Origin of the sequence: Micrococcus sp. Mcc28, assembly GCF_024519775.1 — a bacterium.
In the GTDB taxonomy this organism is placed as follows: Bacteria; Actinomycetota; Actinomycetes; order Actinomycetales; family Micrococcaceae; genus Micrococcus; species Micrococcus luteus.
Genome location: NZ_JALJRH010000006.1, coordinates 122,385 through 134,645, shown reverse-complemented (window position 1 = coordinate 134,645; position 12,261 = coordinate 122,385). Strand labels below are relative to the sequence as shown.

General features: G+C 74.9%; 12 protein-coding genes. 2 read left to right on the top strand and 10 right to left on the bottom strand.

Annotation, left to right across the window (positions count from 1 at the left end; translation table 11 throughout):
* Window positions 1-46: 46 nt before the first annotated feature.
* Genes tatC through NR073_RS04805 form a run of 7 tightly spaced genes read right to left on the bottom strand, consistent with a single transcriptional unit; the run spans window position 47 to window position 6,470 of the window.
* The gene (gene tatC / locus NR073_RS04835; protein ID WP_041103787.1) at window positions 47-904 is read right to left on the bottom strand and encodes a twin-arginine translocase subunit TatC; all 858 of its coding nucleotides are present in this window, start codon (window positions 902-904) and stop codon (window positions 47-49) included.
* A 20-nt stretch (window positions 905-924) separates the two neighbouring features.
* Window positions 925-1,182 (bottom strand): twin-arginine translocase TatA/TatE family subunit, encoded by a 258-nt coding sequence (locus NR073_RS04830; RefSeq protein ID WP_002855080.1) that lies wholly within the window; start codon window positions 1,180-1,182, stop codon window positions 925-927.
* A 37-nt stretch (window positions 1,183-1,219) separates the two neighbouring features.
* Window positions 1,220-3,319: a YafY family protein gene (locus NR073_RS04825; protein WP_041103790.1), complete on the bottom strand. Its 2,100-nt coding sequence runs from the start codon at window positions 3,317-3,319 to the stop codon at window positions 1,220-1,222.
* A gap of 11 nt (window positions 3,320-3,330) precedes the next feature.
* Entirely contained in the window at window positions 3,331-3,726 is a 396-nt protein-coding gene (locus tag NR073_RS04820) for an FKBP-type peptidyl-prolyl cis-trans isomerase (protein ID WP_010078659.1), read from the bottom strand.
* Window positions 3,727-3,758: 32 nt separating this feature from the next.
* Complete coding sequence (locus NR073_RS04815; RefSeq protein WP_041103792.1) at window positions 3,759-4,850, bottom strand: FKBP-type peptidyl-prolyl cis-trans isomerase; 1,092 nt, start codon at window positions 4,848-4,850, stop codon at window positions 3,759-3,761.
* A 37-nt stretch (window positions 4,851-4,887) separates the two neighbouring features.
* Window positions 4,888-6,282, bottom strand: coding sequence for a Pup--protein ligase (gene pafA, locus NR073_RS04810; RefSeq protein WP_041103794.1), 1,395 nt, complete (start codon window positions 6,280-6,282; stop codon window positions 4,888-4,890).
* Window positions 6,279-6,470 carry a ubiquitin-like protein Pup gene (locus NR073_RS04805; protein ID WP_041103796.1) on the bottom strand — a complete coding sequence of 64 codons (192 nt, stop codon included), beginning with the start codon at window positions 6,468-6,470 and terminating at the stop codon, window positions 6,279-6,281. Before NR073_RS04805 ends, pafA begins: the two co-directional genes overlap by 4 nt.
* Before the next feature lie 124 nt (window positions 6,471-6,594).
* Between NR073_RS04805 and NR073_RS04800 the strand changes: the two genes are divergently transcribed.
* Complete coding sequence (locus NR073_RS04800; protein WP_036384792.1) at window positions 6,595-7,059, top strand: pyrimidine dimer DNA glycosylase/endonuclease V; 465 nt, start codon at window positions 6,595-6,597, stop codon at window positions 7,057-7,059.
* 40 nt (window positions 7,060-7,099) lie between these two features.
* Window positions 7,100-7,693, top strand: a complete 594-nt coding sequence (locus NR073_RS04795; protein ID WP_041103799.1) for a cyclodeaminase/cyclohydrolase family protein — start codon at window positions 7,100-7,102, stop codon at window positions 7,691-7,693.
* 15 nt (window positions 7,694-7,708) lie between these two features.
* On the opposite strand, the gene dop is transcribed toward NR073_RS04795, so the two are convergent.
* The 3 genes from dop to NR073_RS04780 are packed head-to-tail and all read right to left on the bottom strand — an operon-like array spanning window position 7,709 to window position 12,246.
* Window positions 7,709-9,430 (bottom strand): depupylase/deamidase Dop, encoded by a 1,722-nt coding sequence (dop, locus tag NR073_RS04790; RefSeq protein ID WP_041103801.1) that lies wholly within the window; start codon window positions 9,428-9,430, stop codon window positions 7,709-7,711.
* Complete coding sequence (arc, locus tag NR073_RS04785) at window positions 9,427-11,181, bottom strand: proteasome ATPase (RefSeq protein ID WP_044658916.1); 1,755 nt, start codon at window positions 11,179-11,181, stop codon at window positions 9,427-9,429. Before arc ends, dop begins: the two co-directional genes overlap by 4 nt.
* Window positions 11,182-12,246, bottom strand: coding sequence for a tRNA (adenine-N1)-methyltransferase (locus NR073_RS04780; protein WP_012750880.1), 1,065 nt, complete (start codon window positions 12,244-12,246; stop codon window positions 11,182-11,184).
* Between the last annotated feature and the right edge of the window lie 15 nt (window positions 12,247-12,261).

The following is a 12,261-nucleotide window of genomic DNA, read 5'->3' as shown; positions in this document are numbered from 1 at the left end:
CCGTCGTGGTCGTGCGTCCGGGCGGGAGGGCCGCCGCGTACGACGCTCAGATCTGATCGAGCGGCTTCGGGCCTTCGGCGAGCTCCGCCTCGACGTCCACCTCGCGCTGCCCCGAGCGGCGGTCACGACGACGGTCCCCCCACAGGCACAGGACGATGGCCACGCCGAAGAGGACGACGAGCGGGATCGCCATGTAGAACATGGAGATGGCGTCCGCACCGGGGGCGGCGATCGCGGCGATCAGCATGATCACGAAGACGGTGATGCGCCAGTGGTGGACGATCGTGCGGCCCGGCAGGATGCCGAGCATGTTCAGTCCCACCAGCAGCACCGGCAGGACCATGGCCACGCCGAACGCGAGGTAGAGACGCGTGACGAAGCTGATGTACACCGACGCCGTCGGGAGGTTCGCGCCGCCCTCGGGAGTGAAGCCCACGAAGAACTGGACGGCCTGCGGCATCACGAGCCACCCCAGCGCGATGCCGAAGATGAACAGGGGCACGGCCGCGGCGATGAAGCCCAGGGCGTACTTCTTCTCGGCCTTCTTCAGACCCGGCACGATGAATGCCCAGATCTGGTAGAGCCAGACCGGGCTGGACAGGATGAGCCCGATGAACATGCTGACCTTGAGCATGAGGTCGAACGGCGAGGCCACCGTGTCATAGGCGACGGCCGCCGTGTGTCCCTGGCTGGCGATCTCCTTGACCGGGCGGAACAGCTCCGCCATGACCGGCTGGTAGACGAGGAAGCCGATCACCATGCCGACCGCGACGGCGAGCGCCGACTTCAGCAGTCGGTTGCGCAGCTCCGTGAGGTGCTCGCGCAGCGGCATCTCGCCGGTGGGGTTGTCCCGCCGCTTCCGGCGGCGCCGGGTGCGGCGGGCGACCTCGTCGACCTCGGTCATCGGGTGGGGGTCCTTCCGGCTCAGCGCGGGTCGCGCGGGTCGGTCTCGTCACGCTCGACGACGCGGCCCTCGACCGGCTCGTCCGCGGCGGTGGAACCGGCGCCGGAGCGCTCGTCCGTGGTGCCCTTGCCCTCGGTGCGCATCTGCTTCACCTCGGAGGAGAAGATGCGCATCGACTGGCCGAGGTTGCGGGCCATCGCGGGCAGCTTCGGCGCCGCGAAGAGCAGGATCGCGAGCAGGATGATGATGACGAGCTGCCAGCCCTGGAGTCCAGCCATGATGAAGGGTCCTTTCGATGGGGTTCCGGGGTCCAGGCTACCGCGCCGGCAGGGCCGCGAGGGCATCGCCCAGCGCGTCCGCCACGGACGTCCGGAGGTCGGCGGGGGCCAGCACCTCGACGGCGCCGCCGTGGCGTCCGACCAGCGCGGCCGCCACGGCGGCGTCGGTCAGATGCACCCGGGTGAGCCGGTCGCCGTCGGGCAGGTCGGCCTGGGCGTCCGGGCGGTAGCCGGCGGCCGCGTCGCGGACGGGATGGGCCCAGCGCAGCAGCACCGGCACCCCCGCGGCGTCGTCGGGATGGACCCGCCAGCGCGCGGGCCGAGCCCGGGGCGCGAACGTCTCCCCCGTGGGTGCGGGCGCGCTGATCCGGTCCACCCGGAACACCCGGTGGTCCTCGGCGCGACGGCACCACGCCTGCAGGTAGAGGCGCGCCCCGTCCTGCACCAGGGCCAGCGGCTCCACGTCCCGCTCGGTGAGGGCATCGGCATGCACGGAGCGGTAGGTCAGGTGCACGACGGCCCGCTCCGCCACGGCGGCCAGCAGGGTGCGCACCGTCGCGGGGTCCACGGCCACGTCCCAGTGGGCGGCGACGGCGACCGGGGGCTCGCCGGCGGTGTGCGCCTCGGCCTCCCGGAGGGCGGCGTCGTCCGCGTCGTCCGCATCCGGGGCCCCCGCGTCCAGGACCGCGGCGCGGATCCGGCGCTGGGCGGAGCGAGCGGCCTCGCGGTCGGCCTCGTCCAGCACCGGCAGGTCCGCGACCGTCTGCAGGGCGGCCACGAGGCTGTGCGCCTCGGGGCGCGTCAGCCGCACGGGACCGGCCAGGTCGGCGGCGCGCTCCACGTGGACGCGGCCGGCCACCTCCGCCACCTCGAACTGGAAGCCGGGGAAGTCGCGCTCGGGCATGCCGCAGTAGCGCAGCGTCTCGAGGTCGGCGTCGAGGCGCTCGTCGGTGACCCCGAGACGCGCGCGCAGCTCCGCCCGGTCCACCCCACCGGCCCGGTTGGCCAGCCCCACGATGTCCAGCAGGCGGCCCACGAGGTCCTCGCTCGAGTCGCGGGCGCGGCGCCGGACGGGCGCGGCGAGCGCCACCTCGAGCAGGGCCGGGTCGGCGGGACCGGCGTGGGTCTCCGCCGCGGCGGCCAGGCCCGCGCGGACGCGGTCGGTCAGGTCCGGGTGCGCGGCCGAGGGCACGGCCCGGCCCAGCAGGCCGCCGATCTCCGCGGCGAGGCCGTCCTCGCGCGGTCCGGCGGGGGCCTCCCAGAGCTCCCAGTCGGGCCCCGGTGCGGCGCCGTCCTCGACCCGGGGCTCGGCCGGCTCACCGACCGCGCGGACGCCCTGACCCCGGCCGGGCGCGAGCCACACCCGGACCCGCTCGGCGTCGGCCTGCCCGGCCAGGCGCGCCACGAGGCCGGCGTGGTCGTGGTCCTCGGGACGGCCGGGGGCGTCCGTCGCCCGCTCGACGCGGCGCGGCTCCCCCTCCATCCGGGTGAGCCGGAAGCTGCGCTCGGCGCCGCGGTCGAGGTCCCAGCCGGTGAGGTACCAGCGGCCGCGCACGAGGGTGAGGAACCAGGCCCGCACGGTGCGCCGGGTGGCCCGCCCCCGCGCGTCGCGGTAGGGGAAGCGCAGCACGGCCTCGTCGGCCACGGCCTGGGTGAGGGCCTCGAGCCGGGGGTCGGCCCGGGGCATGAGGGTGTGGTACCCGGCCAGCTCGTCGTCGCCCGTGAGGTCGGTGGCCGGCTGGAACAGCAGGCCCACGGCGCGGACGACGTCGGCGCGCAGCGGCGAGTCGCCCCACAGGCGCCGCGCCCGCACGAGGGCGCGGCGCTCGTCCACGGTCAGGTCGAGGTCGCGCAGCAGCAGCGCATCGCGGACGACGCGGTGCCGCACCCCCGCCTCGCCCTCGTCGAAGCCCGCGGGTTCGAGCGTCTCCAGCGGGACCCCCACGGCGCGCAGCACGCGGCGGTCCCGCTGGAAGAGCTTCTCGAAGGCGGCGTCCGTGAGCCCCTCATAGCCGACGACCTGCCGTCGGATCCGGTCACGCTCGAGACCGTGCGGTGCCGAGAGCAGCAGCCACAGCAGCGAGATGATGCGCTCGGCGGCCTCGTCGCCGGCGCGCCGCGGGGCGGGTGGGGTCACGGGGCCCGGGGTCAGTCGACCGAGACGAGGTCGCAGACGAAGATGAGCGTCTCGTTCGGCCCGATCGCGGAGCCGGCGCCGCGGGCGCCGTAGCCCAGGTGCGGCGGGATCTCGAGGCGGCGGCGGCCGCCGACCTTCATGCCGAGCAGGCCCTGGTCCCAGCCGGCGATGACCTGGCCGACGCCGACGGTCAGGGGCAGCGGGGTGCCGCGGTTCCACGAGGCGTCGAACTCCTCGCCGGTGGACCAGGCCACGCCCACGTAGTGGACCTGCACGCGGGAGCCGGCCTCGACGGCCGGGCCGGAGCCCTCGATCAGGTCCTCCACCACGAGCTCGGTGGGCGGGGTCTCGCCCGGGAAGTCGATCTCGGGCTTGGTGCGGTCGTAGTCGCGCTGTCCGAAGGACACGGTGCTCTCCTCTTGGGTTCTCGTGGACGGGGTCAGTTCGCCGACGGGGTGGCGGACGCCTGGGCGTCCAGGATGTCCACCACGAACAGCAGGGGCTCGTTCTCGCCGATGTCCGGCGGGCTGCCCTGCTCACCGTAGGCCTTCTCGGCCGGGATCGACAGGAGGACGCGCGAGCCCACCTTCTGGCCGGCCAGACCCTCCTTCCAGCCCTCGATGACCTGGTTGAGGGAGAACGTGATGGCCTGACCCGTCTCCCAGGACGAGTCGAAGACCTCACCGTCGGACCACGTCACGCCCTCATACTGCACGGTCACGGTGTCGTCCGCGCCGACCTCGCGGCCCTCGCCCTCGATCAGGGGCTGGACCACCAGCTCCTGGGGCGCCTCGCCGTCGGGCTTCGCGATGCTCGGCCGGCCGCTCTCCTCGTCCACGGTGACGTCGGGCAGGCGCTCGTCCCGCTCGGTCACCTCTTCGCCCTCGGCCTGCTTCGGCAGGATGGCGTCGATCTTGTAGACGAACAGCTGGGCGGGCTGCGTCTGGGTGGAGGGGGAGGCGCTCGGCGACGCGCTCTCGGTCTGCGGGACGGAGACGTCGTACTCGGGGCTGTACGCGGCGACGATCGTGCCGGCGCCGTTGCCCACCAGCATCTCGTGGATCTCCGGGTTCATGGACTTGAGCTGGTCGTCCACGGGCACGGCTTCCGGTTCGCCGCTGAAGTTCTCGGCGACCACCTCGCCGCTGGCCGGATCGACGACGGCGATCGACATCTTCAGGACGTCGCCCTCCTGCACCTGCTCCCCCTCGCCGGCGGTCAGCACGCGCGTGGTGGGCTGGTCGGTGTCGATCTCCCCGTCGATCTCGACCGTCGGCGCCCCGCCGTCGCCCTCCGTGAAGGTGACACCCGTCAGGGCGTCCGGCTCCCCCTGGCCCTCGCCGACGGCCGCCCGCTCGGGGGCGGCCGACGTGGAGGCCGACGCGGTGTCACTGTGGGGCTGGTCCGCGCCGTCGTCGCCGGTGGCGCAGGCGGTGGCCAGCATCAGGCCTGCGGCGCCGAGGGACAGCAGCGGCAGCAGGCGGCGACGGCGGCGGGCCGTCGGGGGCTGGGGGGTCTCGAACGAACTCATGCGGGTCACCCTAACGGCGCGTCCTGGACGCGCGCTGTCAGGCGATCCGCTCGAACAGCCGGTCGACGGCGGCCGACGACGTGTCGAACGGGTCCTTCGTCACGATCGCGTGCAGCGGATGGTCGGTGAGCTTCAGGGTCGTCCAGTCGACGGCGTAGTCCAGGCCGCGCTCCCGGGCGCGGGCCACGAAGTCCGCGCGCACGCGGGCCCGGGTGGTGGGCGGGGCGGTCTCCACGGCGGACCGGGCGGCGTCCTCGGGCAGCAGGCGCGCGACGGCGCCGCGCCGCAGCAGCAGGCGGAACAGCCCCCGGTCGGGGTCGATGTCGTGGAAGGCCAGGTCCAGCTGGGCGAGGCGGGGCGCGTCCCAACCCAGGTCGTGGCGGGCCCGGTAGTCCTCCAGCAGGCGCAGCTTGATCGCCCAGTCGATGCGGTCCTCGATGCGGGACCGGTCACCGGTGCGGACGGCGTCGAGCACCTCGCCCCACAGGGTGAGGACCTCCCCCACCCGGTCGTGGTGGGCACCCTCCGCGGCGACGAAGGCGCGGGCCCGCTCGAGGTAGTGCTCCTGCAGCTCGAGGGCGGAGGCCTCCCCCTCCCGGAGCGCGATGCGGGCCGTGCCGGTGAGGTCGTGGGAGATCTGCCGCACCGCGCGGGTGGGGTGGGCGACGACGCGGTCCCCGAGCGGGAAGCCCGCCTCGATCATCCGCAGCAGCAGGTCGGTGGCGCCGAAGCGCAGCAGGTGGGTGTGCTCGGAGAGGTTCGTGTCCCCCACGATCACGTGGAGGCGCCGGTACTCGGAGGCGTCCGCGTGCGGCTCGTCCCGCGTGTTGATGATCGGCCGGGACCGCGTGGTGGAGGAGGACACGCCGTCCTGCACGAAGTCGGCGCGCTGGGAGAACGCGAAGTGGGCCGGGCCCTCGCCCTCGGGCCACGTGCCGGCGGGCACGACGCGGCCCGCGCCCACGAGGATCTGCCGGGAGACGAGGAACGGGACGAGCGCCTCGGTGAGCCGCCGGTACTCGGTGCGCCGGCGCAGCAGGTAGTTCTCGTGGGAGCCGTAGGAGCTGCCCGAGGAGTCGGCGTTGTTGCGGTAGAGGTGGATCCGGCCGCCGACCCCGTCCGCGGCCATGCGCTCCTCGGCCTGGACCACGAGGTCGTGCAGCAGCAGGTCCCCCGCCCCGTCCGAGGCGATGAGCTCGTCGAGCGTCGAGCACTCGGCGGTCGCGTACTCGGGGTGGGAGCCGACGTCGAGATAGAGCCGGGAGCCGTTGGCCACGAACACGTTCGAGGACCTCCCCCACTCGACGACGGGCCGGAAGAGGTAGCGGACGACCTCTTCGGGACTGAGCGGGCGCCCCTGCGGGTTCCAATGCTGGACGCCGTACTCCGTCTCCAGCCCGAGGATCCGGCGGGCGCGGTCCGCGTCGGTCACTGGCCGCCCTTCTGGACGAAGCCCTTGACGAACTCCTCGGCGTTGGACACCAGCACCGAGTCGATCTCGTCCAGCAGGCTGTCCAGGCCCTGGTCCTGGGCCGCGGGCTTCACGTGCGCCTGGCCCGCCGCGGCGCCGGTCTCGTCGTCGCCGCCGGACGGGCGTGGGCGGATCTGCTCCTGGGACATGGTGGCCTCCTCGTGCGTCGACGCGGGTCGGTGTGCTCCGTCCGCGTCCACCCATCCTGCCCCACGCGCGGGCCACGTTTCAGCCCCACGTCCCCGGGTTGCCCCACGCTGGCAGGATGGGGGCATGCGCCTGTGGACCCTTCATCCCCGCCACCTCGACCGCCAGGGCCTGACGGGCGCCTGGCGCGAGGCCCTGCTCGCGCAGGCCGTCCTGGCCGGCCGCACGCGCGGATATCGGGACCACCCGCAGCTGCTGAGGTTCCGGGAGCACCCGGACCCGTCCGGCGCCGTCGGTGCGTTCCTCTCCGGCCTCGAGGCCGAGGCCACGGCGCGCGGCTATCGCTTCGATCACTCCCGGATCGACCGGCCGTGCCCCGCCCCCGACGGCGCCGTGCGCATCCCGCCCGCCGGTCTCGCACCGATCCCGGCCACCACGGGCCAGCGCGACCTGGAGTGGCGTCACCTGTGCGCCAAGCTGGCCGCGCGCAGCCCCGCCTGGCTCGAACAGTGGTCGGACACGCCCGTCCCCGACGTGCACCCGCTGTTCACGATCGTCCCGGGGCCGGTCGCGTCCTGGGAGCGCGCCTGAGGGCGGGCCGCGGTCGGGCCCGGTCTGGCACCGTGGGGGCATGATCCGCGACGAGAGCATCGAGAGCTATCTGGGCCGCCTCGCCTCCGGCGAGCCCACCCCCGGTGGCGGCGCGACGGGCGCGCTGGCGGTCGCCGAGGGCGCCGGACTGCTGGCCATGGCGGCCCGGTTCAGCGCAGCCGAGGAGGACGCCCGGGCATCGGAGGGCCTGATCGCGGCGTGCCTCGGCCTCGCCGACGGCGACGAGCGGGGCTTCGGCGCCGTGGCCGAGGCGTTCGGGCTGCCCCGCGACACCCCGGAGGACCGGGCCCGGCGCTCGGCCGCGATCCAGGCCGCCCTGGCCGAGGCCGTCCGGCCACCCCGCGGGATCGTCGATGCCGCCGCGCGTGCACTGGACCTGGCCGAGCGTGTGCTGGACGCGGCGAACCCGAACGTGCTCTCCGACGTCGGTGCGGCGCTCGGCTGCGTCCGGGGCGGCCTCACCGCCGCCGCGGTGACCCTCGAGACCAACCTGGGCCCCCTCCGCGACGAGGGCCTGGAGGGCGTCCTGCGCACCGACGTCGACCGGGCGGACCGTCTCGTCGCGCGGGCGGACGCCCTGCTGGGCCGCGTGCGCGCGGCCGTCACGGGCTGAGCGCCCGCCCCCGCCTCAGGCCCGTGCGCCGAACAGCGGCGCCAGCGTGGCCACGAGCGCCTCGTCGTCGGGCCGGGGCGCGGCGGCGTCCTCCCACCAGCCGGGCAGGTCCACGGCGGCGCCGACCAGCGGCTCGGCCAGGTGCAGCCGGTGCACCCGCTCCCCCGCCCCGCGCAGCAGCAGCGTCTCCCACGCGGCGCCGGCCACGCGGTCACCGTGGCGGCCCACGAGGTTGCCGCGGGTCCACGCGCGGGTGGCCCGCGGCGGCGTGGCGACGGCGGCACGGATCTCCGCCTCATCGGCGAGCGTCCGGAGGGCGCCGGCGGCCACGAGGCGGCGGTGCAGGGAGCGGGCCGGGCGGAGGTCGGCGTACTGCAGGTCCACCATCGCGAGGCGGGGGTCGGTCCAGTCCGCGCCCGTGCGGGCCCGCAGGCCCTCGAGGACGCGCAGCTTGGCCGCCCAGTCGGCGCGGTCGCTCAGGGACAGCGGATCCGCGGTGGCGTCGTCGAGGTCGACGGCCCAGGCGTCCAGCACTTCGCGCGTCTGCGGATCCGCCGCCCCGAAGGCGGCGCAGTGGGCGCGGGCCGCGTCCAGGTAGGACCGCAGGATCTGCAGCCCGGTCCAGTGCCGGCGCACGGGGCCGTCCGCGGTGCGTTCGAGCAGGGGCACCGTGGCCCGCAGGCCCGGGTCGTGGCTGATCGTCTGCAACGCGGCCACCGGGTCGTCCAGGGTGAGCCGGGGCGCCGTCCCGGCCTCGGCCATCGCGAGGACGAGCGCGGTCATGCCCATCCGCAGCCACGTGGCGTGCTGGCTCAGCGTCGCGTCGCCGATGATCACGTGGAGCCGGCGGTAGGCCTCGGGGCGGGCGTGCGGCTCGTCCCGCGTGTTGACGATCGGCCGGTGGATCGTGGTCTCCAGGCCCACGGGCTCCTCGAAGTAGTCGGCCCGCTGGGACAGCTGGAAGCCCGGCCGCTCCCCCGCCGGGCCGAGTCCCACGCGGCCCGCGCCCACGAGCACCTGCCGCGCCGCGAAGAACGGCAGCAGGACGGCGGTGAGCTCCTCGAAGTCGAGGGACCGGGCCACGAGGTAGTTCTCGTGCGCGCCGTAGGACTGGCCCTTGCCGTCCACGTTGTTCTTGTAGACCAGCACCTCCGGGGCGCCCTCGGCCTGGCCGATGTGCTCGGCCGCCGCCTGGGCGACCAGGTCCCCGGCGGCGTCCCACACCATGGCGTCCCGCGGGGTGGTCGTCTCCGGCGACGAGTACTCCGGGTGGGCGTGGTCCACGTACCAGCGCGCGCCGTTGGCCAGCACGGTGGACAGCAGCAGGTGCACGGGCTCCCCGTCCGGGCCCACGAGCGCCTCGTCGGTCAGCTGCGAGGGGTGCGCCGCCGAACGCGGCAGCCGCCAGCCGCGGGCGTCCACGAGCGGCGACTCCCCCGTGTAGTCCCACTCCGTGCCGGCCACCGCCGAGCCGGACCGGGTCGCCAGGTCCGCGTACGCGTTCACGAGCTCGACCGAGAGCACGCTGTGGTGCGCCCCCGGGTTGGCCGGCGCGTGGATGCCGAACTCGGTCTCCGTGCCCATCACCCGGTGCACGCCCCAGCCGGCGGCGTCCCGCCCGTTCGGGGGAACGGCCGCGCCGTGGAAAAGCCGGCGCTGGCCCTCGAAGGCGGGGGTCGGGCCGACGTCGACGGCCCGGGCGAAGCCGTCCGCGGCCCCGCGGCCGAACGCGCTCATGCCTCGACCCCCCGGACCATGCGCAGCGAGCGCAGCCGAGGACCGCGCCAGCCGGAGGTGCGCGCCCACTCGGCGGGCGCGACCGTGGCCAGGAGGTCCGTCTGGTCCTCCAGCACCGCGGCCACGGCCTCGCGCAGGTGGCCCTCGCGGACGCCGAGCGCGGCCGGGGCCTGGCCGGCGGCCAGGTAGTCGCGCACCGCGTGCCGCTTGGCGCGGTCCACGACGTCGGCCACCACGGCGCCCGAGACGAGGTCGGCCAGGTGCAGGGCGTGGGTCGTGCCGGACACGTCCGTCAGCTCCGCCAGCGCGGTGTCCGCGCCGCGGTCGTAGAGGGCGGCGACCGTCCGGGCGATGAGCGTCGCGCGGGCCGCGTCCGCGGAGCCGGCCGCGACGACGTCGTCGGCGTGCAGGGGCACGTCCGCGGTGAGGTGTTTGGCCATGATCTCCGCGGCGCCGGCGGCGTCGGGACGGTCCACGCGGATCTTCACGTCCAGTCGGCCGGGGCGGAGCACGGCCGGGTCGATCATGTCCTCGCGGTTGGAGGCGCCGATGACGATCACGTTCTCGAGGGCCTCGACGCCGTCGATCTCGGTGAGCAGCTGCGGGACGATCGTGGTCTCCACGTCCGAGGAGACGCCGGAGCCGCGCGTGCGGAACAGCGACTCCATCTCGTCGAAGAAGATGACCACGGGGAAGCCGGCGTCGGCCTTCTCGCGGGCCCGGTCGAAGATGACGCGGATCTGCCGCTCGGTCTCGCCCACGTACTTGTTCAGCAGCTCGGGCCCCTTGACGTTGAGGAAGAACGAGCGCTCGCCGTCCGCGCTGCGAACCGAGAGGGCGTTGGCCACGGCCTTGGCGAGCATGGTCTTGCCGGTGCCGGGCGGGCCGTACAGCATGATCCCCTTGGGGGCGCGCAGGCCGTGCTCGCGGTAGACCTCGGGGTGCAGGAACGGGATCTCGACGGCCTCGCGGATCCGGTCGATCTGCGGGCCGAGGCCGCCGATGTCCTCGAACGTGACGTCCGGGACCTCTTCCAGCAGCACCTCGTCCACCTCGGACAGCTCGACCCGCCGCAGCGCCCATTCGACGCGGGCGTCCACGGTGACGGCGTCCCCGTGGCGCAGGTCGACGCCCTCCAGCGCGGGCGCGCGCCGCACCACGCGCTCCTCGTCCGCCGTGCCGGCCAGGACGAGGCCGCCGTCGGGCAGCGCCTCCTTGACGCGCAGCAGCTGACCCGACCCCGTGCCCGGGGCGACGCCGACGATCGAGCTGGACTCGTCCAGCAGCACCTGGGCGCCGGGGGTGAGGCGGGCGGCGTCGAGCAGCGGGGAGACCGTCACGCGCAGCCGCCGGCCGTTCTGCACGACGTCCGCTCCCCCGCGCACCACGGCGCCGGTCTCCACGCCCTCCTCGGGCTCGCGCGGGGCGTGGACGGCCTCGAGGGTGGCGAAGGTGAACGGCGGATGCGTGACGGCGTCCAGGTTCTCCTTGAGCGTGGCGATCTCGGCGCGCGTGGCCTCGAGCAGCTCGACCATGCGCCGGTTGTTGCGGGCGGCCGTCTGCGTCTGGGCCTCGGCGGCCCGACGGCGTTCGCTCAGGCCGGCGGCGTGCCGCTGGGCGGACTGCAGCTGGTGCCGCAGCCGTTCGGCCTCGGCCTGGGATTGCCGCAGCAGCTCCCGCGCCTCGGCGAGGCGCTGCTCGGCGTGCTCCGTGCCTGATTGCGCGTGGTGGTCCACCGGTGCTCCGTCCACTCAGTCCTGCTCCCCGGTCGGGGTCCTCCCACCGTACGCGTCCACGCCCTGCTCGGCGGCGCGTGACCGCGCGGCCATGAGGCGGGCCTCCTTCGCCGCCTTGCGCGCCTTCTTGTCCGTGACCGGCCGTTCGCCGAGGGCCTCGGGCGTCCACCGGGCCTCGTCGGCCGGCTGCCAGGCCTCGACGTCCTCGGCCTTGAACTCGGAGACCTTGGAGCGCTTCTTCAGGCGCAGCGCCTCCTCGCCCGAGGCCAGGCGGCGGGCCGTGAGGAGGAAGCCGGTGTGCGCGACCATGCGGTGGTCGGGGCGCACGGCGAGCCCGTCCAGGTGCCAGCCGCGCACGAGGGTCTCGTTGGCCTCGACCTGCGTGAAGCGGCCCGAGTCCCGGATGGCCTCGGCCACGCGGGAGAGCTGGGTGGCGGTGGCCACGTAGTTCAGCCACACACCGCCGGGGGCCAGGACCTCGGCGACGGCGTCGAGGCATTCCCAGGGGGCCAGCATGTCCAGGACCACCCGGTCCACGGAGCCCGGCTCGTGGACCTTGGGCATCTCCTCCTGCGCGTCGCCGAGGTGCACCGACCAGGCGGGGTGCTCGGCGCCGAAGAAGGCCTCCACATTGGCCCGGGCGACGTCCGCGAACTCCGGGCGGCGCTCGTAGGAGTGCAGGCGACCGTGGTCGCCCACGGCGCGCAGCAGGGACATGGACAGGGCGCCGGAGCCCACGCCGGCCTCGACCACGACGGCGCCCGGGAAGATGTCCGCCTGCTGCACGATCTGCGCCGCGTCCTTCGGGTAGACCACCGTGGCGCCGCGGGGCATGGACAGGACGAAGTCGTTCAGCAGGGGGCGCAGCACCTGGTACGGCTGGCCGGCCGAGTTCTCGACCACGACGCCCTCGAAGCCGCCGATCAGGTCGTCGTGCCGCAGCACGCCCTGGTAGCTGTGGAACTCCCCGCCGGGCAGCAGGGTGATCGTGTTGAGGCGGCCCTTCGCGTCCTTGATCTGCACGCGCTGGCCGGCCCGCAGGGGGCCGCGGCGCGCGCTCACGCCGGTGGGTTCGGTCATGGGGGGCTCCTTCGG